This is a genomic window from Leifsonia sp. 563 (assembly GCF_040545055.1).
Lineage (GTDB): Bacteria > Actinomycetota > Actinomycetes > Actinomycetales > Microbacteriaceae > Leifsonia.
The window spans coordinates 578,424-600,418 of sequence record NZ_JBEPLE010000002.1; the positions used below are offsets into that span (position 1 = coordinate 578,424).

The window sequence follows — 21,995 nt, forward strand, 5'->3', positions numbered from 1 at the left end:
GGACCCCATGAGCATCGCCGACGACAGGAAGCGCGAACGCTGGGAGCGGGCGACCGCGTGGCCCGCGTTGGTCGCGTCGGCCGCGTTCCTCGTCGCGTATTCGTGGAGCGTGCTGGAGGAGCACCCGCCGCAGGCTCTGCGCATCGGCCTCCTCGTGGTGCTGCTGGCGGTGTGGGCCTTCTTCGTGCTCGACTACGCCGTGCGGTTCGTCCTCGCCGAGCACAAGGGCGACTTCGTCCGGCACTCGCTGATCGACCTCTTGAGCGTGTTCCTGCCGCTCGCCCGGCCGTTCCGTCTGCTGACCGGCCTCCGCCACGTCCGCGCGTTGCGCGGCAACACCGCCTCCCACCTGCGCAGGCGGGTGATCATCATCGCGGGCACCGCCGTGATCATGTTCATCTACGTGATCTCGCTGGCCGAGTTCCGGGTGGAGAGGTACGCGGAGGGATCGAACATCCGCAGCTTCGGAGACGCGGTCTGGTGGGCCTGCGTGACGATGGCGACGGTCGGCTACGGCGACTATTACCCCGTCACGGTCCCAGGACGCGTCCTCGCGGTGATCCTGATGATCGGCGGCATCGTGATCGTCGGAACCTCGAGTGCGACGATCGTCAGCTACCTGAACGACCGCACGCAGCACCTGCGCCACCACGAGCCGCGGCCGCACGACGCGCATCCCGGCCCGGAGGAGGAGAACGACGCCCCGAGCTGACGCGGTGGCCCAAGCTCATCAGCCGTCGGCGACCGCCACACACGCCCGCAGCAGCTGGATGGCCTGGCGCGCGTCCCGCACCGTGAACTCTTGACGCTCGCCCGCCCGGTCGCGCACCGCCCGCTCGAGAAGCTCGGCGTGCTCCGGCCAGCGTTCGGCGGCGAACGCGGCGGCGGCCGTCTTCGAGAGCACCTCGCCCGTCTCGATGGTGGCGACCAGCCGGATGGGGCCGAGCGCCACCCAGCGCACGGTCTCTGCGCGCACGGGGCCGTCGTCCGGCCTGTCGGCGATCTCCGCCTCGAGGCCGTCGCCGATCCGCTGCCAGTAGTCGAGCAGGTTGTCGCGCGAGAACGCGACGACCCCCTCCGCGGTCTGCGGGTGGCGGTCGGCGACCGGCGACCAGATGACGTCGCCGCCGTCGACGATGCCCTGAACGCCAGACTCCAGCTCCCGCCAGGTGATCCAGCTGAGCTGCGCGCCCGCGAGCGCGGAGACCAGCACGCCTTCGACCACCTGGGGAGCGGTCTGGACCACATCCGGCCCACGAGCGATCTCCGACTCGGTCAGATAGACGCCGTCGATGTGCGGCTGGGAGGAGGCGTGAAGCTCCGCGAGCGCGGGGAGGTCGTCGACCGGGTCGCGGGTCACGACGAACACGACATCGATGTCGCTTACTCCCGGATGCCAGTCCCCGGCGACGGCGGAGCCGGTGACGATCGCGCGGCTCACGAGTCCGGGCGCGAGGCGTCTCTGCTCCAGGAGGAACGCGGTGAGCGCGTCGGCGACGGCGGGCGGGAGCTGCTGCTCGGACATGGTCACTCCAGGGCGGGTTCGGGATCCGCGAACGCGAGCCGCGGCACGAAGAAGAGGAGCACTGCAGCGACGAGGGCGCCGAGGCCGCAGATGGTCCAGACGAGCATGTAGCCGAAGAGGCTGGCGGCCGTGGCCGTCACGGTGGCGGCGCCCGCGAGCAGCACGACACCGAAGACGGCGGACGCGAACGATCCGCCGATGGTCTTGGTGGTGTTCGTCAGGGCGGTGGCGACGCCGGTCTGCCCGCGCGGTGCGGCCGCCGCGGCCGCTGCGGGGAGCGCGCCGACGAGCGCTCCGGAGCCGATTCCTGCGATCGCCATGTTGGTGAACACCTCCCAGGTCTGGAGGTGGAACGGCAGGAACATCAGGTAGCCGATCGCGACGAGGAAGGCGGCGACGATCAGGGTGACCCGCGGCGTCAGCCACGACGACACGAGCGGGAACAGCAGGGCGCCGACGATCATCGAGATGAGATAGGCGCCGATCAGGATGCTGCGCTGGCCGGCCGAGAGCCCGAGCCCGTAGCCGTTCGCCGGATCCGTGCCCGCATACGTGCTGAGCGGCGCCTGCGCGCCGAGGAGGCTGATCCCGATCAGGCCGGCGGTGAGCTGCACCGGCCACATGGTGGGGCGGCGGAGCACGCGCAGGTCGATGGCGGGGTCGGCCTGGCGCAGCTCCCAACGCCCGAACGGGAGGAACGCGAGCACGCCGACCGCGATCAGCACCCACACCCACCACGTCCCGACACCGTTGAGTCGGAGGAAGGTGAGGCCGGAGGTGATCAGGAGCAGGCCGAGCGCCAGCAAGCTGAAGCCGACGCCGTCGAGGCTGCGGCCGGGAACGGGCTCCGACTCGGGAACGCCGAAGAGGATCGCGAAGAACACGAGCGTGACCGCCACCGCCGGCACCAGGAGGGTGAGCGTCACATCCCCGCCGAGGGCCTCGAAGAGCAGTCCGGCGCCCACCGCGCCGACGATCGCCCCGGCCTCCAGGGCGACGACGAGCAGACCGGCCGCGCGTCGCGTGCCCGACGCGGCCGTCCCGCTGCGGCGTCCGCGGTCGAAGATCAGCGCGACCTCCAGCGGAAGCCAGACCACGTAGAAGCCCTGCAGCGCGAACGCCAGCAGATAGGTCGTGAAGTCGCCCGCGAAGGCGAGCCACCACGTCGAGAGGGCGGTCACGGCGGTGGCGATCAGCAGGATCCGCTTGTGCCCGAACATGTCGCCGAGCTTCGCCAGCACGGGCACCACCAGGGCGGAGACGAGCAGCTGGGCGGCCTCGAACCAGTTGTAGTCGGCGTCGTGGATGCCGAGGTGCTTCACGATGTCGGAGATCAGTGGGACGTAGTACCCCTGCAGGATGCCGCTGGTCAGCTCGACGAGGGCGAGCCAGCCGATCAGGCCCGCCGTGGTGCCGATGACGACCGCCGCCCGGCGTTGGGCCGACGTCTTCTCCGAAGTCATGCGCGGATGCTAACACCCGGGTGGCCCCGGTACGGTAGAGCAATGGCCAGCGAACTCGACGATTCCGGTGCAGACGTCCTTCAGGAGGCGGAACGGGAGGTCCTCGGCTGGTTGGAGTTCGGTGAAGCATCACGTCATCTGGCCGGCGAGGTCGTCGAGTCCGGGTTCGAGCCGGACATGGTGGTCGCGATCGCCCGTGGCGGCCTGCTGCTCGCCGGAGCCATCTCGTATGCCCTCGGCATCAAGGCGTGCGGCGCACTGAACGTCGAGTTCTACACGGGCGTCGACACGCGTCTGCCTGAGCCCGTCGTCCTCCCGCCGATGCTCGACTCCGCGGCCCTGCAGTCCAAGCGCGTCCTGCTCGTCGACGACGTGTCCGACTCCGGCCGGACCCTCGCGATGGTCGTCGACCTGATCGCGGCCTCCGGCGCGGACGTCCGCACCGTGTGCCTCTACTCCAAGCCGCGGACCGTGCTCGAGCCCGACTTCGTCTGGCGACGCACCGACCGCTGGATCACCTTCCCGTGGTCCGCCCTCCCGCCGGTGACGGCCGCGACCCACTGAGCGGGACCGTGCCGAAGACGCTGGCGGAGCTGGCCGCCGACGGTTCGATGGACCCGGGATGGGCGGCCGCCCTCGAGCCCGTCGCCGACCGCATCGCCGCGATGGGCGACTTCCTCCGCGCCGAGGTGGCCGCCGGGCGCCCCTACCTGCCCGCCGGCGACGCTGTCCTACGGGCGTTCCGCGCTCCGCTCGCCGACGTCCGCGTGCTGATCGTTGGGCAGGACCCGTACCCGACGCCCGGGCATCCCATCGGGCTGTCGTTCGCCGTCGACCGGCACGTGCGCCCGCTGCCGCGCAGCCTCCAGAACATCTACCGCGAGCTGCGCGACGATCTGGGCGTGGTGCCGCCGCCGCACGGCGACCTGGGCGCGTGGTCCGACCACGGAGTCATGCTGCTCAACAGGGTGCTCACGGTCCGTCCAGGGGAGCCGGCCTCGCACCGCGGAAAGGGATGGGAGGCCGTGACGGACCACGCCATCCGCTCGCTCGTCGCGCGCGGCCGGCCGTTCGTGTCCATCCTGTGGGGGAGGGATGCGGCGACGCTCACTCCGCTGCTCGACGGCAACCCGGTGATCGAGTCGGCGCACCCCAGCCCGCTGTCGGCGTCGCGCGGCTTCTTCGGGTCGAAGCCCTTCTCGCGCGCCAACGCCCTGCTCACGAAGCTGGGCGAGAAACCGGTCGACTGGTCGCTCGAACCGTAACCCGCACGCAATACGGGCGACGTAGGCTTGACGGGTGCTGGAAGAGGAATACCAGGAACGTCGGGTGCTGCCGCGGCACCTGCGGAAGCCCGCGCCCACGGAGGCGCCGTTCGAGTACGCGATCCGCGAGGCGCGGCCCGAGGATCTCCCGCACATCCGTGAGATCTACAACCACTATGTGGCCAACAGCACCGTCACCTTCGACGAGGATGCGATGACGCTGCGCGAGTGGAAGAGCAAGTACGCGTACCTCAAGAAGCTCGGGATGCCGTTCATCGTGGCCGAGTCGCCGTCCGGCCAGATCCTCGGGTACGCGCTGGTGCAGCCGTGGAAGCAGAAGCGCGCGTACCGGTTCACGGTCGAGAACTCGATCTACCTGGGCGCCGCATCCACCGGCAAGGGCCTCGGTCCGGTCCTGATGCAGGAGCTGATCGACCGGTCCAAGGCGGCGGGACTCAAGGAGATCATCGCGGTGATCGCCGACAAGGGCGCGGAGGCGTCCATCCGGATGCACGAGAACTTCGGGTTCACCGAGATCGGCCGGATGGGCCGCGTCGGCTACAAGTTCGATCGCTGGCTCGGCACGGTGCTGATGCAGAAGTCGCTGAAGTAACGCTTCGGCAACGCCCGGTATCACGGGCTCGGGCATCCACTAGCGTTCTCCTGAGCGCCCGTTCCGGGCGCATGCCGAGGGGGGAATATGAACGGCCGCATTGCTCGAAGTCTCGTGGTGTCCGCTGCGCTGGCGCTGATCCTGACCGGATGTGCACACAGCGTTCCCGGGGCTCAGCCGACGCCGCATACGGCGTCGCCCACTCCGACGCCGACCCCGGTCATCACGACGCAGCCCGTCCGCGTCCCGACCACGTGCGACCAGCTCGTGCCGGCGAGAGTGCTCGCGCGGATCGGTACGGGTCTCGTTCCCGAAGAGTCGTCGCACACCCCGTACCTGTCGTCGTGGATGAACGAACGCGTCGGCGCGCTCACCTGTTCGTGGTCGAACGGTGCCGACGTGTCCAGCGCCGACGTCCTGAGACTCACCGCCGTGGTCGGCCCCGAGGTGACGCGCGAGTCGTTCGAGGGATACCTGAACGGCGAGCAGGGGGGAGGAATCCACTACCCGGCTGCCGGACCGGATGCCTACACTCTTCGCGCAGGCGACAAACCCTTTGGCTTCGTCTTCCTGACCGTGCACTACGGGGGTTCGGGGAATGTGATGGCCGGATCGAACGTGCCCCTTCCCCCGGACGCCGACGCCATCGCGCTCCAACAGATCTACGGCGTGGTCTCGGCTCTCGCAGCCCCTGGCCCGCTGTGGACGCCGTCTCCGACTCTGACCGGCGCGACCGGATGCGACGGGCTGGCCACGGCGGACCAGCTCGGTTCTCTCGGCGGCCTGCCTTCCGCGCGGGTGGTCAAGAGCGATGCCGGGGAATACTCGGTGTCGCTCTTCGACATCGACCGCCAGGTCGGCGGGTACTGGTGCACGTGGCTGTCGGAGGATGCATCGGACACTGCCTCGATCAGCGTCAGCGTACTGCCAGGAGGGGCGGAGTACGCGAAGAAGGTGCGCCCAGCGGGATCCGTCGACGTTGCGGGAGTCGGGGCATCCGCGTACCGGAGCCCGGACGGCGAGCTGAATGTGATCGCGGACGGCGGCTGGGTACAGGTGCACGGCTACGACGGCGTCACGCCCGAGCAGCAGACGGCGTTGGCGAAACAGGTGCTCCTCAACGTCGGCTACACCGGCTGACGGGCGCTAGGCTCGCCGCGTGAGCACCGTGACCCCTGGAACCGCGACGAGCGGAGTCGCCACCGCACCGGTGACGCCCGCCAACCTGCCTCTGCGCAAGCGTCCGGTCGACATCTTCTTCATCGTGATGTTCTCGCTGTTCATCGTGACCTGCATCATCAGCGACGCGATCCCCACCCTCGGGATCCCGCAGACCGCGACGACGACGAACATCCTGGCGCAGTGGAACTACACGTACTCGTCGCAGTACGACCCGCTCTACATGCAGGAGCCGCTCTGGTTGCGGTTCATCACCGGGACGAGCGCCTTCGTCTATCTGCCCTTCTACGTGCTCCTGGTCATCTGCCTCGTGAAGGGCTTCAACTGGATCCAGCTGTTCGCCGTGATCTACGCGACGATGATCATCAGCCTCACGGCCATCCCGATCTTCGGGGTCGAGTTCTTCGGTCCGGTGGGGCAGCGCACGCCCAACCCGATCGTCTTCCTGCTCTACAACGGGCCGTACGTGCTGGTGCCGTTGCTGCTGCTCATCCGGATGCGCAAACCGCTGCCGTTCACGAGGAGGTTCTGATGCCGCTGCTGGAAGACCTGACCGTCTACGAGGACGGCGATCGCTACGACGTCTACGACCACTCCTTCCCGGACGAGGATGCGGAGCTCGGCCGAGGCCGTCTGCTCGGCGCGGTGACCGTCACGCCGGACGGGGAGTACATCCCGGCCGGGGAGGGCGCCCGCTACGAGTACATCGCCCCCGCCCGGACGCTGGACGAGGCGCTCGGCGCGTTCGTCGGCTCGGCCTGACCGACCGCTAGGCCGGGTGCTTCGCGCCCAGCTCGAGCAGTCCGACGCCGCCGATCACGAGCACCAGTCCGGCGATCTGCACCCAGGTGAGCGACTCCTTGAAGAACACCCAGGAGATGATCGCGATCGCCGCGACGCCGACGGCCGACCAGATCGCGTAGGCGATGCCGAGGGGCACGCCGCGGCCGAGAGCCAGGGACAGCGCGAAGAACGACGCGACGTAGCCCACGACGACGATGACGAAGGCCCACCACTTCGGGTTGTCGCCGGAGGTGAACTTGAGGAACGTCGTCGCGACGACCTCGGTCGCGATGGCGACGGCGAGAAACAGGTAGCCCAGCACGGAAGACACGCTAGCGAACGGTGAGCGGGTTCTCGCATCCCGCTATGAGTTCACCGCACGTTCTGTCGCGCGTCGCAGGAGCGGCTTAGCCTGACCTCGACGACATCGTCGGACGGCGTGGAGACCGCGCCGGCCGAGTGAGGCCGATGGCATGAAACCGTGGCCGGGAGCGCGAGACTCCCGGCCACGTCCATGCCCGGCATCCGCCGGTCCGCTCAACTGCGCGGGGTCGCCCGCCCGAGCACCGCGTACCCGGCGATCGCCGCCACCGCGGTCGGGAGCAGTAGCCACGCGGAGACACCGAAGGGGCCGTTCGCGGCGAACCAGTCGCCCACAGCCGGCCAGCTCTGCGTGAGGGTGATCAGCGCGATGGCGCCGACCACGAGCAGGATGAAGACCGCACCGGCGGCGAGGATGCCGTTCATCCGCCAGCGCATGAAGAGCGCAGCGGAGAACGCACCGACGGCGAAGAAGAACAGCATGGTGGCGAACACCGTGAAGAGGCGGCCGCCCAGACTCTCCCCGTCGAAGTAGACCGACGTGAACAGGTGGCCGCCGAGGCCCCAGCCGTTCGTCCACTCCTCGATGGCCGACAGCAGCGTGAACCCGACGGCATAGCCGGCGGCGAGCATCAGGAAGGTCAGCCCCGAGCCGAGTGCGAAGTCGCGCCGGGTGGTGCTGTAGCCGAGCGCGAAGGGGAACGTCCCCGTGATGACCTGGACGGCCACCACCAGCATGTAGACGAAGATGTAGAACGCTCCGCCGTTCCACTGCGTGCCGTCCACGGCGTCCGCACGGTCGGCCGGGGCGGCCGCAGCCCAGATGATCCACCAGATCAGCCAGTTCACCAGCCCGATGAAGAGCATGATCATGGCCGGGATCCAGATCACGGTCCACTTGTTGACGAGATTGAGGCGCACGACGCGCCAGACGCGGCGCCCCAGCGCGGGAGCGGCGATCAGCGCGGGTGCGGGGTTCGCGATGGTCATGCGGTCTGCTCGATTCCTGTCTCACGGACATCCGTCCTGCGGACGATCAACTGCTGGAGGGACACCGGCGCGAGTTCGAGTCCCGCTGCCGCTGCCTGGGAACGGTCGGAGGCGCTGAGGCCGGCGACGGTCACGGAGGCGAGGCCGCCGACGCCGTCGCGGTGCAGCACCTCGCGGGCCCGGACGAACTCGTCGACGGCTCCGCGCGGGCCGACCACCGTGGTGGCGGAGGTGCGCAGGGTCTCGGCGTCCTCATCCATCAGGATGCGGCCCTGGTCGATGACGATGACGTGCTCCAGGAGATTCGCCACCTCGTCGATCAGGTGCGTCGAGAGCACCACGGTCCGTGGATGCTCGGAGAAGTCCTCGAGCAGGCGGTCGTAGAAGAGCTGGCGCGCGACGGCGTCCAGTCCGAGGTAGGGCTCGTCGAAGAACGTCAGCGGCGCGCGCGACGCCAGTCCGACGATCACGCCGATCGCCGAGAGTTGTCCGCGGGAGAGCTTCTTGATGCGCCGGTTGAGGGGCAGCCGGAACTCGTCCACGAGCTGCTCCGCGTATTCGGCGTCCCAGTTCTCGAAGAACCAGGGCGCGCTGCGCAGGACGTGCTTCGGCTGGAAGTCCTCGGGGTACCGCTGGCTCTCCTTGATGAAGCAGATGTTCTGCAGCACGCGCGGGTTCTCGGTCGGCTTCTCGCCGAAGACGTGGATGTCGCCCTGCGTGGCGAAGTCCTGCCCGGTGATGAGCTGCATCAGCGTCGTCTTGCCTGCGCCGTTGCGGCCGAGGAGGCCGTGGATGCGGCCCGGCTTCATGGTGACGGACACGTCGTCGATCGCGGTGAACGATCCGAACCGTTTGGTCAGGCCCGACACCTGCACCGCCGGAGCGATGGAGGTCGGGGCGGGGGCGGCGCTCATGCGCTCACTCCTTTCGACGGGGACGCCGTCGGCGTCGTCTGGATGTGCGGGGTGGCCGGTCGCTCATCGGCGGCCGTCCGGATCATGCGGGTCAGCTGCTCTGCGCCGATGCCGAGCTTCGCGGCCTCGGCGAGCAGCGGGCGGAGGTACTCGTCGCTGAACGCGTCGCGGCGCTTGGCGACGAGCCGCTCGCGGGCGCCGTCGGAGACGAACATTCCGATCCCTCGTTTCTTGTAGAGGATTCCGTCGTCGACCAGGAGGTTCACGCCCTTGCCCGCCGTCGCCGGGTTGATCCGGTAGAAGGCGGCGAACTCGTTCGTGGACGGCACCTGGGTCTCGGCGGGGTAGACCCCGTCGATGATGTCGTCTTCGATCTGCTCGGCGATCTGGACGAAGATCGGCTTGCCTTCGTCGATCACGCGAGCTTCACCGGTTCATTACTCATGTAACTAACCAACCAGGCTGGGTGTGCGATGTCAAGAGCCGGTTTCCGCGTCACGAAGCGGCACCTCGTCTCGTCCCCCGGGTATGGGGTGGATTCTCGTGGCCGTCGCAGCGGCCGGCCTGCTCTGGGCCGGCGGGCTGTGGTGCGTCCGGCGTGCCCGGGTCGCGCTCGCGCGTGCGATCGTCGCGCCCGGCCCGCGGCCGCAGACCCGCATCCACGGCAGCACCGACACGACCGTCACGCTCGAGGCCGACCGGCGCACGCTCCACCGGGGCCAGTTCGGCCTCTGGTTCGGCGACGGCGGGCACGCCGTCGTCGGTCACGCCGTCGCCTACGACCGCGACGCGGGAACCGTCGCCCGAGAACTGCTGGAGGTCACCGGCGACCTGTCGGCGGCGGACGAGGGGGTGTGGACGGGACACCTCCACCCCGATCCGGCCGCGCTTCGGCGACGATACGGGGAGGTTCTGCTCCCGGTGCCGGGCGGAGCGGCGCCGGCGTGGGTGATCGTGCCGGAGGAGCCCCGGCATCCGGTCACCTGGGCCATCCACATCCACGGGCACAACAGCACGCGCGTGACGGCCCTCCGCTCCGTGCCGGCGACGGACGCGCTCGGCATGACCTCCCTCGTCGTCTCGTTCCGCGGCGACGGGGAGGGGCCGACCGTGCCGGGCGGCGCCTCCCAGCTCGGGCAGAGCGAATGGGAGGACGTGGATGCGGCGATCGCCTTCGCGCTCGCGCACGGCGCCGAGCGAGTGGTGCTCGTCGGCTGGTCGCTCGGGGGAGCGCTCGCACTGCAGCTCTCCGAGCGGAGCGCGCACCGGGCGGCCATCGATCGGCTCGTGCTCGTCGCGCCGGTCACCGACTGGCGCGCGGCGATCCGCAACGTGGCAGCCGAGCGCGGGCTTCCCGGGTGGGTCGGGTCTCTCGCGATCCGGGCGCTCGCCGATCCGGTCACGGCCGAGAAGGCGGGCCTGCCCGAACCGATCGACTTCGACCTGCTCGACTGGTCGCGACCGGGGAGACTCACCGTCCCGACACTCGTGCTGCACTCCGATGGCGACCGCGAGGTGCCGCTGTCGTCGTCGCTCCTGTTCGCCATGGCCAACCCGCGCCTGGTCCGGCTCGTGGAACTCCCGCCGGCCGAGCACACCTGGGAGTACAACGTCGACCCCGCTGCGTTCAACGCCGCCGTGATCGAGTTCCTGCAGCCGGCGCGGGAGGACGGCGCGGTCGGCTAGCCTGGCCCCATGGCCGACCTCCACGAGCTGACGGCGCTCGCCCTCTGGCAGGAACTCCAGTCCGGGCGGGTGTCGCCCCGGGAGCTCGCCACTCACTACCTGGACCGCATCGAACGCCTGAACCCCGAGCTGGGAGCATTCGTCACCGTCACGCGCGAGCAGGCTCTCGAGCGGGCCGACGAGGTGGCCGAGCGCGTGCCCAAGACCGCCCCGCTGTGGGGGCTGCCCTCCGGCGACAAAGACCTGTGGATGCGCGCCGGCGTTCCCACCGGGTTCGGCTCCCGCGCGATGGCCGGCTTCGTTCCCGGCGCCAGCGACGAGATCGTCGAGACCCTCGATGCGGCGGGTGCGGTGAGCCTCGGCAAGACGAACGCGCCCGAATTCGGGCTCCCGGCCTACACGGAGTCGCTCGCCGCGCCGCCCGCCCGCAACCCCTGGAACCCGGACCTCGGCGCCGGCGGGTCGAGCGGCGGGGCCGCGGTCGCGGTGGCGGCCGGGATGCTGCCCTTCGCCCCGGGGTCCGACGGCGGCGGCAGCATCCGCATCCCCGCCGCCGCGTGCGGACTCGTCGGACTGAAGCCCTCCCGCGGGCTGGTGCCCGCCGGCAGCGGGATCGAGTCGCTCGCAGGGCTCGTCGTCGACGGGCCGATCGCGCGCACCACGGCGGATGCGGCACTGCTGCTCGACGGGATCATCGCGAAGCGCAACGGCCGGATCGACCACCACTACACGCTGCGCGCTCCCTACGACGACGATGGTCCGTTCCTCGGGACCGCCGTGCGCGGGGAGGGCAGGTTCCAGCTCGGCGTGATGACGACGTCCGCCTGGGACAGCGCCTATGACATCCGTATCTCGCCGGAGGCGCGCGAGGCGCTCGCCGTTGCCGTCGACGCCGTCTCCGCTCTCGGGCACGGCGTCGAGGAGACGGCGCTGGAGCCGGACGACACGTACGCTCCGGCGTTCCGCACGATCTGGCAGGCGGGCGCGGCGCGCATCCCGGCCGAGGGGGAGACGCTCGCGCTTCTCGAGCCGCTGACGGCGTGGCTGGTCGGGCGCGGCCGCGCGCTCAGCGCCCGCGAGCTCAGTGAGGCGCTTTCGGCGCTGACCGCGTACGAGCGGTCCTTCATCCGTCAGCTGTCGTCGTTCGACGCCGTGCTGACGCCCGCGATGGCGCTCACCCCGCGCCCGGTCGGCTGGTACGACCAGGAGGACGGGGAGCGCAACTTCGAGCAGCAGGTGCAGTACACGCCCTTCACGTCCATGCTGAACGTCACCGGCCTCCCGGCGATCGTCCTCCCGGTGTCGCAGACCGCCGACGGCCTGCCGATGGGTGTGCAGCTGATCGGGCGCCCCGGCGGCGAGCGGACGCTGCTCTCGCTGGCCGCGCAGCTGGAGCGCCGCCTCCGCTGGACGGATCGCCGCCCGCCCGTCTGGTGACGAGGCGCTCGCCGGCGCTGCATTCGGCCCCCGAAACGCAGCATCAACGAGCACCACGGGCCGCACTAGCATGCGCGTGTGACTGATCCGGAGGGATTTCGGGAGCCGCTCGACGAAGCGGTGCGGTCGGCGGAGCGTTGGCTCGACGGCATCCGCGACGGGCGCATCCCGCCCGAGACCGACGTCGAGCGGGTGAAGGATGCGCTGGGCCGCGCCCTGCCCGACCGTGGCCCGGCCCCCGTCGAGGTGATCCGCCGGATGTCGGCGGCGATCGAGCCGGGGCTGATGCGCATCCACTCGCCCCGGTTCCACGGCTGGGTGATGGGAGGCGCGCAGCCGGTTGCGCTGGCCGCCGACTGGCTGACGTCGGCGTGGGACCAGAACACAGGTCTCCGCTCTGTCACGCCCGGGGTCGCCGGCGCAGAGGAACTCGCGGCCGAGTGGCTCCTCGACCTGCTCGCGCTGCCCGACACCGCGGAAGTGGGGTTCGTCACGGGCGCGACGGTCGCGAACGTCGTCGGCCTGACCTGCGGCCGCGACGACCTGCTGCGACGGGCCGGATGGGACCCAGGCGACGGGTTGGCAGGGTCACCGCGCATCCGCGTGCTGGTCGGCGCCGAGCGGCACGGCTCGGTGGACAGCGCCGCTCACCTCGCCGGGCTCGGGCGCGGGAGGGTCGTGGCGGCGGACGGGCAGGGGCGGATGCTGCCGGAGGCTCTGCGCGAGGCCCTGGCGGACGGCGATGGCCCGGCGCTCGTCGTGCTGCAGGCGGGCAACATCCACTCGGGCGCGTTCGACCCGTTCGCGGAACTGATCGAGATCGCGCACGACGCAGGCGCCTGGGTGCACGTGGACGGCGCCTTCGGGCTCTGGGCCGCCGCCGCCCCAAGCCTGCGCGCGCTGACCGACGGCATCGAGGGCGCGGACTCGTGGGCGACGGATGCGCACAAGACCCTCAGCGTCCCCTACGACTGCGGCATCGCGGTCGTCGCCGATCCTGCCGCCCTGCACGGTGCGATGGCCCAGCACGCGGCGTACCTCGCCTCCTCCGCCGACGTGGCCGACCCGAGCGACCGCGTCCCGGAGCTCTCTCGCCGCGCCCGGGGGCTGACGACGTACGCGACGCTCGCGCAGCTCGGCCGCCTCGGCGTGGCCGAGCTGGTCCAGCAGCTGGCGGACGCGGCGACGGTGATCGCCGACGGCATCCGCGGCATGCCCGGTGCGGAGGTGCTCAACGAGGTCGTCTACACGCAGGTGTGCGCGTCCTTCGGAAGCGACGACCGCACCCGTGCGGTCGGGGCGGCGCTCCTCGCCGATGGTGTCGCCCTCGCGTCCCCGTCCACCTGGCAGGGCCGGGCCGTGCTGCGCTTCTCCGTCAGCAACTGGCTGACCGACGCGGAGGAGGCGGCCCGAACGGTCGCCGCCGTCCGTCGCGCGGTCGAGGCTGTGGCCTGACGCGCCGCGCCGTCAGCGACCGGCCGCGTAGCCCTGCTGGCCGCGCGGGTTGGCGGCGGCGCTCAGCACGCCCGTCTGCGGGTCGCGGCCGACGGACGACAGGCGGCCCAGCGTCCACTCGCCGGCGCGGGTGACCCGGTGGCCGCGCGCCTCCAGACCCGCGATGACGCCGTCGCCGAGGCGGTCCTCGACGACCGCGCCGGCGGGAACCCAGGTGCGTGGCCAGAACGACTCCGCGATGGAGGTGGTGTGCAGCGCCGGGGCGTCGACGGCCTGCTGCGGGGAGTAGCCGCCCACGATCGTGCGCAGCAGGTACAGCAGTTGCCACTGATCCTGCTGGTCACCGCCGGGCGAGCCGAGTGCGGTCACCGGGACGCCGTCGCGCAGCACCAGGGTCGGCGTCAGCGTCGTGCGGGGCCGGTGCCCGGCCGTCAGGGTGGACGCGGAGCCCTCCTCCAGCCAGGTCATCTGCAGGCGGGTGCCGAGGCAGAACCCCAGCTCCGGGATGGTCGGGGACGACTGCAACCAGCCGCCGGACGGCGTCGCCGAGACGATGTTGCCCCAGCGGTCCACGACGTCGATGTGGCAGGTGTCTCCGCGCGTCTCGCCGGTCCGCGACACCGTCGGCTCTCCGACGCCCTCCGCCGCGACGCCGGACGGTGGGGTGTACGCGGTGCGCAGTGGCGGTGTGAAGGGCTCGCGGCCGGGGAGCACCCCCGGACGGAACTCGGCGGACGCCCGGTCGCCGATCAGCGCGCGACGCTCGGCCGCATAGGCGGGCGAGAGCAGCGTGCTGAGGGGCACATCGTCGTCGCCGAAGTAGGCGTCGCGGTCGGCGTAGGCGAGCTTCTGCGCCTCCAGCACCGTGTGCGCGCCGAGCTCGGTCGACGGATCGAGGCGGTCGTCGTCGAAGCCGTCCAGGATGGCGAGGGTCGCGAGCAGCGCCGGCCCCTGGCTCCACGCGGCTGTCTTCGCGATGGTGTGGCCGCGGAACTCGAGGGTCACCGCCGACTCGTACGACGCCCGGTACCCCGCGAAGTCCGATGCCGCGATGACGCCGGCGTGGTCGCCTCCGTCGGAGTGGCGGTGCGGGGTGCGCACGAACTCCTCGACGGCTCGGGCGACGAATCCCGTCGCCCACTCCGTGCGCGCCGCCTCGATCCGCTCCTCCCGGCTCGCTGCGCCGTCGCCCGCGGCGATGAGGCCGCGCAGCACCCGCGCATACGCCGGGTCGACGATCAGCTCGCCGGGTTCCGGGATGCGGCCGCCGGGCATCCAGCGCTCGGCCGACGTCGGCCAGTGCTCGGCGAACAGGGGAGCGACGCGTTCGATCGTCGCGCACACCCGCTCGAGTACGGGATGCCCACCCTCCGCGTAGCCGATGGCGAACGCGAGCACGTCGGCGAGCTCCCAGGTGCCGTGGTCCTTCAGCAGGAGGAGCCACGCATCCACGGCGCCCGGGACGGCCGCGGCCAGCGCGCCGGAGCCCGGCACCAGTTCGAGCCCCTCCGCGAGGTAATGCTCGCGGGTCGCCCCGACAGGTGCGGGGCCCTGGCCGGAGAGCACGACCGGCGTCGGGTCGTCCGCCGTGGCGAAGAGCGCCACGAGGTCGCCGCCCGGGCCGTTCAGGTGGGGTTCGACGACGTGCAGCACGAAGGCGCCCGCCGCTGCCGCATCGAAGGCGTTGCCGCCGCGCTCCAGCACGGCCTGGGCAGCCGCTGTCGCGAGCCAGTGGGTTGACGCGCTCATGCCGAACGTCCCCTGCAGGGTGGGACGCGTCGTGAACGCGGGAGGCGGCGTGAACGCCATGTCAGCTGACCGGGCCGGTGTACTTCTCGCCGGGGCCCTTGCCGATCTCGTCCGGGATCGCCGACGCCTCGCGGAAGGCCAGCTGCAGCGAGCGGAGCCCGTCGCGGAGGCTCCTGGCGTGCTGGTCGCCCACGTGCGGTGCACTCGCCGTGACGAGGCCGGCGAGGGCGTCGATCAGCTTGCGCGCCTCATCCAGATCCGTCTGGTGCTCCGGGTCGTCCGCCAGCCCGCACTTGACGGCGGCGGCGCTCATCAGGTGCACTGCGGTGGTAGTGATCACCTCGACGGCGGGCACCTCGGCGATGTCGCGGGTGGCCTCGGCCACACCGTCCTCGTCGTGGCCGGAGTCGTCGAAGGTGAAGGATGTGTCGCTCACTGCATTCCTCTGTTAGAATCGTTCGGGCTCCGGGACTTCTGTCCCGGTACGAAAGTGGAGATTCCTCCCACCCGCGCTTGACCGTTTTATAGGTTACCGGGTCGTTGCACTCCGCCACCGCGTGCGAACGCGAGGGTAGTCAGGGTGCTGTACCAGGCCTGTGATCGTCAGATCGCAGGCCACGCTGGTGCGTGGAACCTCCTCTTTCGCCGGACCGTCACCGACGGCCCGTGGCTCGCGAAGAATCGCTTGATCAGAGGAGACAGACATCAGCGAACCCCGTACGAATGACCGTATCCGCGTCCCCGAAGTACGACTCGTCGGCCCCAGCGGAGAGCAGGTCGGTGTCGTCAAGATCGAGGTCGCATTGCGACTCGCGCAGGAGGCCGACCTCGACCTGGTCGAAGTCGCGCCCAACTCCAAGCCGCCGGTCGCAAAGATCATGGACTACGGCAAGTTCAAGTACGAGGCTGCGCAGAAGGCCAAGGAGGCCCGGCGCAACCAGGCGAACACGATCCTCAAAGAGGTCCGTTTCCGCCTCAAGATCGACAAGCACGACTACGAGACCAAGCGCAAGCGCGCCGAAGGCTTCCTGAAGTCCGGCGACAAGGTGAAGGCCATGATCCTCTTCCGAGGCCGCGAGCAGTCGCGACCGGAGCAGGGCGTGCGTCTGCTGCAGCGCTTCGCGGAGGACGTCGCCGAGCTCGGCACGGTGGAGTCCAACCCCACGATCGACGGGCGCAACATGGTGATGATCATCAGCCCGGTGAAGAACAAGTCCGAGGCCAAGGCCGAGGCCAACGCAGTACGTGCCGCTACCAAGGCGCGCGCCCAGGGGCGCGACCAGGACGCGGTTGCTGAGACAGTCGACGCTGCTCAGTCCGACGAGAGTTCGCCCGCCCAGGCGACGAACGAGGAGAAGTAATGCCCAAGCAGAAGACCCACTCCGGCGCCAAGAAGCGCTTCAAGATCACCGGCAGCGGCAAGGTCATGAAGCAGCAGTCCGGCATGCGCCACAACCTGGAGCTCAAGTCCAGCCGTCGCACCCGCCGGCTGAACCAGGAGCAGGTCGTCCCCGAGGTGGACGCCAAGGTCATCCGCCGGATGCTCGGCAAGTAACCCCCGACACGCACTTAAGAAGGAAATCGACTAATGGCAAGAGTGAAGAGGGCGGTCAACGCCCACAAGAAGCGTCGGGTCATCCTCGAGCGCGCCGAGGGCTACCGCGGTCAGCGGTCGCGCCTGTACCGCAAGGCCAAGGAGCAGGTCACCCACTCCCTGGTCTACTCCTACAACGACCGCCGCAAGCGCAAGGGCGACTTCCGTCGTCTGTGGATCCAGCGGATCAACGCGGCCTCCCGCGCCAACGGCCTCACCTACAACCGCTTCATCCAGGGCCTGGCCCTGGCGGGCGTCGAGGTGGACCGTCGCATCCTCGCCGAGCTGGCCGTGAACGAGCCCGCGACCTTCGCGGCCCTCGTCGAGACCGCCAAGAAGGCACTGCCGGCCGACACGTCGGCCCCGAAGGCGGACGCCGCGGCGTAACACGCGCATCCACGAACGGCCCGGTCGACCCACGTCGGCCGGGCCGTTCTGCGTGCCCGTCACGCCGGTGGGACGCAACACGCCGTTATGGCTCGGCCATAACGGCGTGTTGCGACCCACGGGCGCGGGGCCGTCCGCCCCTAAGCTGGTGCCATGCTGGACAACCCGCGCTCACCGCGCGTCAGGGCCGTCGCCAAGCTCGCCAAGCGCCCGGCCCGTGCCGAGACCGGGCTGTTCCTCCTGGAGGGGCCGCAGGCCGTCGAGGAGGCCCTCGCCTTCCGTCCGGAGCTCGTCGTCGACCTGTTCGCGACGCCGACGGCGCTCGAGCGGTACCCGGAGATCGCTCGCGCGGCGTCCGACGCCGGAATCGAGGTGGAGTTCGTCTCCGAGCACGTGCTGGATGCGATGGCCGACACCGTCACGCCGCAGGGGTTCGTGGCCGTGGCGCGGCAGTTCCCCACCTCCATCCGAGACATCTTCGCCGGCTCGCCGCGGCTCGTCGCCGTGCTCGAGGAGGTGCGCGACCCCGGCAACGCCGGCACGATCATCCGCGCAGCCGACTCGGCGGGGGCGGATGCGGTGGTGCTGAGCGGCCGCACGGTCGACCTCTACAACCCCAAGGTGGTCCGCTCGACGACCGGATCCCTCTTCCACCTGCCGGTCGCGGTCGGCGCCGACCTGGGCGACGTCGTCGGACGGGCGCACACTGCGGGCCTGCAGGTGCTCGCGGCTGACATCAAGGGGGAGGACCTCTTGTCCGCCCGCCGTGACGGCGAGCTCGCGCGGCCGACCGCGTGGGTGTTCGGCAATGAGGCGCACGGGCTCGCCGACGAGCTGCTCGAGCTCGTGGATCGGGTGGTCACCGTCCCGATCTACGGCAAGGCCGAGTCGATGAACCTGGCGACGGCCGCCTCCGTCTGCCTCTACGAGTCGGCGTTCGCGCAGCGCTCCTGAGCGCGTTTTCTCCACAGGCGGGCTCCAGCCACAGGCCGGTCGCCGCGCCGAGATGCCGGGCTCGCGCCGACTAGACTGGGTGACCGTGTCAGATTCCACGGAGATCACCGAATCCGCGGTCGAGTCGGCGGTCAGCGCGGCGCTCGCCGCGATCGACGCCGCACACGACTCGGCGGCCCTGAAGGCGGTGCGCCACGACCACACGGCCGAGGGTTCGCCCCTCGCCCGGCTGAACGCGAGCATCCGCTCGCTCCCGGGCGATCAGAAGGCGGCGGCGGGCAAGCTCGTCGGCGGCGCACGCGCACGCGTCACCCAGGCGTTCACCGCCAAAGAGGCCGAGATCGCCGCGACGGAGGAGGCTGCTCAGCTCACCGCCGAGGCCGTCGACGTCACGGCGCTCCCGTCGCGGTGGACGCCCGGTGCCCGGCACCCGCTCAGCCTGCTCCAGGAGCGCATCGCCGACGTCTTCGTCGGCATGGGCTGGGAGGTCGCGGAGGGCCCGGAGCTCGAGAGCGAGTGGTACAACTTCGACGCCCTCAACTTCGACGCCGACCACCCGGCGCGCGCCATGCAGGACACCTTCTTCGTCGAGCCGACGGACGCGCACCTCGTGATGCGCACGCACACCTCCCCGGTGCAGCTGCGCGCCCTGTTGGGCGACGACCTGCCGGTGTACCGGATCGCCCCGGGCCGGGTCTTCCGCACCGACGAGTTCGACGCGACGCACCTCCCGGTGTTCCACCAGACGGAGGGCATCGCGGTCGACAAGGGCCTCACCATGGCCCACCTGCGCGGAACGCTCGACCACTTCGTCAAGACGCTGTTCGGCGACGAGGCGCGCGTGCGCCTGCGCCCCAACTACTTCCCGTTCACCGAGCCGAGCGCGGAGCTCGACCTGTGGCATCCCACGTTCAAGGGCGGTGCCCGCTGGATCGAGTGGGGCGGCTGCGGCATGGTCAACCCCAACGTCCTGCGCTCCGCCGGCATCGACCCGGACGTCTACTCCGGCTTCGCGTTCGGGATGGGCGTTGAGCGGGCCCTGATGTTCCGCAACGACGTCAAGGACATGCGCGACATGGCCGAGGGCGATGTCCGGTTCTCCCAGCAGTTCGGAATGGTGGTCTGATGCGCGTCCCCCTGAGTTGGCTCGGCGAGTTCGTCGACCTGGAGCCCGGCACGACCCCGGAGGAGGTGCACGCCGCCCTCGTGTCCGTCGGACTCGAGGAGGAGGACATCCACACCTTCGAGCTGAGCGGCCCGATCGTCGTCGGTCAGGTGCTCGAGTTCGTCGAGGAGCCGCAGAGCAACGGCAAGACCATCCGCTGGTGCCAGGTGCGCGTCGCCCCCGAGGGTCAGAACGCCGCCGACGGCGGTGCCGACGTGCGCGGCATCGTCTGCGGCGCGCGCAACTTCTTCGAGGGTGACAAGGTCGTCGTGACCCTGCCCGGCGCCGTGCTGCCCGGTCCCTTCCCGATCGCCGCGCGCAAGACCTACGGGCACGTCTCCGACGGGATGATCGCGTCAGCCCGCGAGCTCGGCCTCGGTGAGGACCACGACGGCATCCTCCGCCTGTCGACGCTCGGTCTCGACCCGGAGGTGGGGACGGACGCCGTTGCCCTGCTCGGGCTCGACGACGCCGCCGTTGAGGTCAACGTCACCCCCGACCGCGGGTACGCGTTCTCGATCCGCGGCATCGCCCGCGAGTACTCGCACGCGACCGGCGCGGCCTTCCGCGACCCGGCCGATGCGGTGCCCGTCGGCTCCGTGGCCGATCACCCGAGCGGCTTCAGCGTGACGGTCGACGACACCGCGCCGATCCGCGGCCGTGTCGGCGCGAGCGTCTTCGTGACCCGCGTCGTCCGCGACGTCGACGGGTCCCGCCCGACCCCGCCGTGGATGATCGCGCGCCTCAAGCTCGCCGGCATCCGGTCGATCTCGCTCGTCGTCGACATCACGAACTACGTCATGCTCGAGCTCGGCCAGCCGATCCACGGCTACGACCTCGACAAGCTGTCCGGCGGCATCGTCGTGCGACGCGCGACGCCGGGGGAGAAGCTCGTCACCCTCGACGACCAGACCCGCACCCTCGACCCGGAAGACCTCGTCATCTCCGACGACTCCGGCGCGATCGGCCTGGCGGGCGTCATGGGCGGCGCCTCCACCGAGATCGGCGACGGCACACGCAACGTGCTCATCGAGGCCGCCAACTTCGACCCGGTGTCGATCGCGCGGACGGCACGCCGTCACAAGCTGCCCAGCGAGGCGTCCAAGCGCTTCGAGCGCGGGGTCGACCCGCAGGTCGCCGTCGCCGCGGCGGCACGCGTCGTCCAGCTGCTCGAGCAGCTCGCCGGCGGCCGCGCGGACGACCTCGGCTCGCTGCTGGACGCCTCGGAGACCGCCGAGGCCATCCGCCTGCCGAAGGGGTACATCGCCTCGCTGATCGGCGTCGACTTCACCGACGACGAGGTGCGCGGAGCGCTCGCCGAGATCGGCGGGACGGTGACCGAGTCAGGCGACGACCTGCTGGTCGTGCCGCCGACGTGGCGCCCCGACCTCCGTGACAAGTCCGACCTGGCGGAGGAGGTCGCCCGCATCGTCGGCTACGACCGCATCCCGTCGGTGCTGCCGGTGGCGCCTCCCGGCCGTGGGCTCACGCGCGAGCAGCGCCTGCGTCGCGCTGTCGCGCAGACGCTCGCCGACAACGGCGCAACCGAGGTGCTGTCCTTCCCGTTCGTGAGCGAGGCCCAGAACGACCTCTTCGGCTCCGCCGAGGCGGGCGGCGTACTCGCCGCACGGCTGGCGAACGCGCTCGACGCCACCGCGCCGTACCTGCGCACGTCGTTGCTCCCCGGCCTGCTGGATGCCGCCAAGCGCAACCTCGCGCGCGGGCTCATCGACCTCAAGGTCTACGAGCTGGGCACCGTCTTCCGCCCCTCGGAGGGGTCGATCGGCAGCGAGACGCTTCCGCCGGGTGCCGCGCTTCCTGGAGCCGACATCCTCGCCGGGCTGAACGCGGGCATCCCGGCGCAGCCGCGCCACCTCGCGGGCCTCGTCGTCGGCAACGCCGTCGAGAAGCAGCCGGGCCTGGCCGCCGTGCCGGCCGGACTGGTGGATGCGCTCGACATGGTGCGGCAGACCGCCGCAGCCGTCGGCGTGACGGTCGACCTCGTGCAGTCGTCGCACCAGGCGCTGCACCCGGGCCGCACGGCGCGCCTGGTCGCCCGCGGCGCCGACGGAGCCGAGGTCCCGGTCGGCTACGCCGGAGAGCTGCTCCCGGCCCTGGCCCACGACCTCGACCTGCCACGCGTCGTCGCCGTGTTCGAGCTCGACCTCGACGCTCTGATCGCCGTTGCACCGGTCGACATCGTCGCCGGTGTCATCGCGGGCTTCCCGGCCGCGACGCAGGACCTCTCGCTCGTCGTGCGCGAGGACGTCCCTGCGGGAGAGCTGCTTCGGGCCGTCCGCGCGGGTGCCGGTGAGCTGCTCGAAGACATCCGGCTGGTCGACGACTATCGCGGCCCAGGACTCCCGGACGGGCACAAGAGCCTGACCTTCGCGCTGCGCTTCCGCGCGGACGACCGCACCCTCACCGCCGCCGAGGCGAGCGAGGCCAAGCTGGCCGGAGCCGCGCGCGCCGGCGAGCTGTTCGGCGCCACGATCCGCGAGTAGCCGTCACGCGA

24 protein-coding genes are annotated in these 21,995 nt (G+C 70.8%); 16 read left to right on the forward strand and 8 right to left on the reverse strand.

Going from position 1 to position 21,995, the window contains the following annotated elements; all coding sequences use genetic code 11:
* The first annotated feature begins 7 nt into the window (after positions 1 to 7).
* On the forward strand, positions 8 to 712 hold the full coding sequence (locus ABIC47_RS09695; RefSeq protein WP_354479807.1) for a potassium channel family protein: 705 nt from the start codon (positions 8 to 10) through the stop codon (positions 710 to 712).
* An 18-nt stretch (positions 713 to 730) separates the two neighbouring features.
* On the opposite strand, the gene ABIC47_RS09700 is transcribed toward ABIC47_RS09695, so the two are convergent.
* Together ABIC47_RS09700 and ABIC47_RS09705 are read right to left on the reverse strand one after the other, a co-directional pair.
* On the reverse strand, positions 731 to 1,525 hold the full coding sequence (locus tag ABIC47_RS09700) for an aminoglycoside adenylyltransferase domain-containing protein (protein WP_354479810.1): 795 nt from the start codon (positions 1,523 to 1,525) through the stop codon (positions 731 to 733).
* Between the two features lie 2 nt (positions 1,526 to 1,527).
* Positions 1,528 to 2,988 carry an MFS transporter gene (locus ABIC47_RS09705; RefSeq protein WP_354479813.1) on the reverse strand — a complete coding sequence of 487 codons (1,461 nt, stop codon included), beginning with the start codon at positions 2,986 to 2,988 and terminating at the stop codon, positions 1,528 to 1,530.
* A gap of 42 nt (positions 2,989 to 3,030) precedes the next feature.
* Here ABIC47_RS09705 and ABIC47_RS09710 point away from each other — a divergent pair, with 42 nt between their 5' ends.
* The 6 genes from ABIC47_RS09710 (at position 3,031) to ABIC47_RS09735 (ending at position 6,807) form a co-directional block, all read left to right on the forward strand.
* Positions 3,031 to 3,552 (forward strand): phosphoribosyltransferase, encoded by a 522-nt coding sequence (locus ABIC47_RS09710; RefSeq protein ID WP_018190148.1) that lies wholly within the window; start codon positions 3,031 to 3,033, stop codon positions 3,550 to 3,552.
* An 8-nt stretch (positions 3,553 to 3,560) separates the two neighbouring features.
* Positions 3,561 to 4,253, forward strand: coding sequence for a uracil-DNA glycosylase (locus ABIC47_RS09715; RefSeq protein ID WP_354479816.1), 693 nt, complete (start codon positions 3,561 to 3,563; stop codon positions 4,251 to 4,253).
* Between the two features lie 34 nt (positions 4,254 to 4,287).
* The gene (locus ABIC47_RS09720) at positions 4,288 to 4,866 is read left to right on the forward strand and encodes a GNAT family N-acetyltransferase (protein ID WP_026307088.1); all 579 of its coding nucleotides are present in this window, start codon (positions 4,288 to 4,290) and stop codon (positions 4,864 to 4,866) included.
* 87 nt (positions 4,867 to 4,953) lie between these two features.
* Positions 4,954 to 6,006, forward strand: a complete 1,053-nt coding sequence (locus tag ABIC47_RS09725) for a hypothetical protein (protein WP_354479819.1) — start codon at positions 4,954 to 4,956, stop codon at positions 6,004 to 6,006.
* A 19-nt stretch (positions 6,007 to 6,025) separates the two neighbouring features.
* Complete coding sequence (locus ABIC47_RS09730) at positions 6,026 to 6,577, forward strand: DUF2781 domain-containing protein (protein WP_354479822.1); 552 nt, start codon at positions 6,026 to 6,028, stop codon at positions 6,575 to 6,577.
* Positions 6,577 to 6,807 (forward strand): hypothetical protein, encoded by a 231-nt coding sequence (locus ABIC47_RS09735; protein WP_354479825.1) that lies wholly within the window; start codon positions 6,577 to 6,579, stop codon positions 6,805 to 6,807. Before ABIC47_RS09730 ends, ABIC47_RS09735 begins: the two co-directional genes overlap by 1 nt.
* A gap of 7 nt (positions 6,808 to 6,814) precedes the next feature.
* On the opposite strand, the gene ABIC47_RS09740 is transcribed toward ABIC47_RS09735, so the two are convergent.
* The 4 genes from ABIC47_RS09740 to ABIC47_RS09755 all read right to left on the reverse strand — a co-directional run bounded on the left by ABIC47_RS09740 (position 6,815) and on the right by ABIC47_RS09755 (position 9,472).
* Complete coding sequence (locus ABIC47_RS09740) at positions 6,815 to 7,159, reverse strand: DMT family transporter (RefSeq protein WP_442911219.1); 345 nt, start codon at positions 7,157 to 7,159, stop codon at positions 6,815 to 6,817.
* A gap of 206 nt (positions 7,160 to 7,365) precedes the next feature.
* Positions 7,366 to 8,139 carry a hypothetical protein gene (locus tag ABIC47_RS09745; RefSeq protein ID WP_354479827.1) on the reverse strand — a complete coding sequence of 258 codons (774 nt, stop codon included), beginning with the start codon at positions 8,137 to 8,139 and terminating at the stop codon, positions 7,366 to 7,368.
* The gene (locus ABIC47_RS09750) at positions 8,136 to 9,053 is read right to left on the reverse strand and encodes an ABC transporter ATP-binding protein (RefSeq protein WP_354479830.1); all 918 of its coding nucleotides are present in this window, start codon (positions 9,051 to 9,053) and stop codon (positions 8,136 to 8,138) included. The genes ABIC47_RS09745 and ABIC47_RS09750 overlap by 4 nt, the downstream gene beginning before the upstream one ends.
* Complete coding sequence (locus ABIC47_RS09755) at positions 9,050 to 9,472, reverse strand: GntR family transcriptional regulator (protein ID WP_354479833.1); 423 nt, start codon at positions 9,470 to 9,472, stop codon at positions 9,050 to 9,052. The genes ABIC47_RS09750 and ABIC47_RS09755 overlap by 4 nt, the downstream gene beginning before the upstream one ends.
* A gap of 124 nt (positions 9,473 to 9,596) precedes the next feature.
* On the opposite strand from ABIC47_RS09755, the gene ABIC47_RS09760 reads away from it, so the two are divergent.
* The 3 genes from ABIC47_RS09760 to ABIC47_RS09770 all read left to right on the forward strand — a co-directional run bounded on the left by ABIC47_RS09760 (position 9,597) and on the right by ABIC47_RS09770 (position 13,631).
* On the forward strand, positions 9,597 to 10,739 hold the full coding sequence (locus tag ABIC47_RS09760; RefSeq protein ID WP_354479836.1) for an alpha/beta hydrolase family protein: 1,143 nt from the start codon (positions 9,597 to 9,599) through the stop codon (positions 10,737 to 10,739).
* Between the two features lie 9 nt (positions 10,740 to 10,748).
* Positions 10,749 to 12,176: an amidase gene (locus ABIC47_RS09765; RefSeq protein ID WP_354479839.1), complete on the forward strand. Its 1,428-nt coding sequence runs from the start codon at positions 10,749 to 10,751 to the stop codon at positions 12,174 to 12,176.
* A 78-nt stretch (positions 12,177 to 12,254) separates the two neighbouring features.
* A complete protein-coding gene (locus ABIC47_RS09770) occupies positions 12,255 to 13,631 on the forward strand; it encodes a pyridoxal phosphate-dependent decarboxylase family protein (protein WP_354479842.1) in 1,377 nt (458 codons plus the stop codon).
* A gap of 12 nt (positions 13,632 to 13,643) precedes the next feature.
* Here ABIC47_RS09770 and ABIC47_RS09775 read toward each other — a convergent pair whose 3' ends face one another.
* Both ABIC47_RS09775 and ABIC47_RS09780 read right to left on the reverse strand, forming a co-directional pair.
* Positions 13,644 to 15,440 carry a gamma-glutamyltransferase family protein gene (locus ABIC47_RS09775; protein WP_354479845.1) on the reverse strand — a complete coding sequence of 599 codons (1,797 nt, stop codon included), beginning with the start codon at positions 15,438 to 15,440 and terminating at the stop codon, positions 13,644 to 13,646.
* 1 nt (position 15,441) lies between these two features.
* Positions 15,442 to 15,816 (reverse strand): DUF1844 domain-containing protein, encoded by a 375-nt coding sequence (locus tag ABIC47_RS09780; protein WP_018190162.1) that lies wholly within the window; start codon positions 15,814 to 15,816, stop codon positions 15,442 to 15,444.
* A gap of 268 nt (positions 15,817 to 16,084) precedes the next feature.
* Here ABIC47_RS09780 and infC point away from each other — a divergent pair, with 268 nt between their 5' ends.
* From infC to pheT, 6 genes are all read left to right on the forward strand, one after another.
* Entirely contained in the window at positions 16,085 to 16,741 is a 657-nt protein-coding gene (infC, locus tag ABIC47_RS09785; RefSeq protein ID WP_354480143.1) for a translation initiation factor IF-3, read from the forward strand.
* Positions 16,741 to 16,935: a 50S ribosomal protein L35 gene (gene rpmI / locus ABIC47_RS09790; RefSeq protein WP_018190164.1), complete on the forward strand. Its 195-nt coding sequence runs from the start codon at positions 16,741 to 16,743 to the stop codon at positions 16,933 to 16,935. Before infC ends, rpmI begins: the two co-directional genes overlap by 1 nt.
* 33 nt (positions 16,936 to 16,968) lie before the next feature.
* Positions 16,969 to 17,361: a 50S ribosomal protein L20 gene (gene rplT / locus ABIC47_RS09795; protein WP_026307091.1), complete on the forward strand. Its 393-nt coding sequence runs from the start codon at positions 16,969 to 16,971 to the stop codon at positions 17,359 to 17,361.
* Between the two features lie 153 nt (positions 17,362 to 17,514).
* Entirely contained in the window at positions 17,515 to 18,315 is an 801-nt protein-coding gene (locus tag ABIC47_RS09800) for a TrmH family RNA methyltransferase (protein ID WP_309857435.1), read from the forward strand.
* A gap of 85 nt (positions 18,316 to 18,400) precedes the next feature.
* The gene (gene pheS, locus ABIC47_RS09805; protein WP_354479850.1) at positions 18,401 to 19,441 is read left to right on the forward strand and encodes a phenylalanine--tRNA ligase subunit alpha; all 1,041 of its coding nucleotides are present in this window, start codon (positions 18,401 to 18,403) and stop codon (positions 19,439 to 19,441) included.
* The gene (gene pheT / locus ABIC47_RS09810; RefSeq protein WP_354479853.1) at positions 19,441 to 21,984 is read left to right on the forward strand and encodes a phenylalanine--tRNA ligase subunit beta; all 2,544 of its coding nucleotides are present in this window, start codon (positions 19,441 to 19,443) and stop codon (positions 21,982 to 21,984) included. Before pheS ends, pheT begins: the two co-directional genes overlap by 1 nt.
* Positions 21,985 to 21,995 lie beyond the last annotated feature (11 nt).

Bases quoted from the DNA above. Each gene is read 5' to 3' on its own strand.
- ABIC47_RS09695 (WP_354479807.1), top strand. From the start codon at position 8: ATGAGCATCGCCGACGACAGGAAGCGCGAACGCTGGGAGCGGGCGACC.
- ABIC47_RS09700 (WP_354479810.1), bottom strand. From the start codon at position 1,525: ATGTCCGAGCAGCAGCTCCCGCCCGCCGTCGCCGACGCGCTCACCGCG.
- ABIC47_RS09705 (WP_354479813.1), bottom strand. From the start codon at position 2,988: ATGACTTCGGAGAAGACGTCGGCCCAACGCCGGGCGGCGGTCGTCATC.
- ABIC47_RS09710 (WP_018190148.1), top strand. From the start codon at position 3,031: ATGGCCAGCGAACTCGACGATTCCGGTGCAGACGTCCTTCAGGAGGCG.
- ABIC47_RS09725 (WP_354479819.1), top strand. From the start codon at position 4,954: ATGAACGGCCGCATTGCTCGAAGTCTCGTGGTGTCCGCTGCGCTGGCG.
- ABIC47_RS09735 (WP_354479825.1), top strand. From the start codon at position 6,577: ATGCCGCTGCTGGAAGACCTGACCGTCTACGAGGACGGCGATCGCTAC.
- ABIC47_RS09745 (WP_354479827.1), bottom strand. From the start codon at position 8,139: ATGACCATCGCGAACCCCGCACCCGCGCTGATCGCCGCTCCCGCGCTG.
- ABIC47_RS09750 (WP_354479830.1), bottom strand. From the start codon at position 9,053: ATGAGCGCCGCCCCCGCCCCGACCTCCATCGCTCCGGCGGTGCAGGTG.
- ABIC47_RS09765 (WP_354479839.1), top strand. From the start codon at position 10,749: ATGGCCGACCTCCACGAGCTGACGGCGCTCGCCCTCTGGCAGGAACTC.
- ABIC47_RS09775 (WP_354479845.1), bottom strand. From the start codon at position 15,440: ATGGCGTTCACGCCGCCTCCCGCGTTCACGACGCGTCCCACCCTGCAG.
- rpmI (WP_018190164.1), top strand. From the start codon at position 16,741: ATGCCCAAGCAGAAGACCCACTCCGGCGCCAAGAAGCGCTTCAAGATC.
- rplT (WP_026307091.1), top strand. From the start codon at position 16,969: ATGGCAAGAGTGAAGAGGGCGGTCAACGCCCACAAGAAGCGTCGGGTC.
- ABIC47_RS09800 (WP_309857435.1), top strand. From the start codon at position 17,515: ATGCTGGACAACCCGCGCTCACCGCGCGTCAGGGCCGTCGCCAAGCTC.
- pheT (WP_354479853.1), top strand. From the start codon at position 19,441: ATGCGCGTCCCCCTGAGTTGGCTCGGCGAGTTCGTCGACCTGGAGCCC.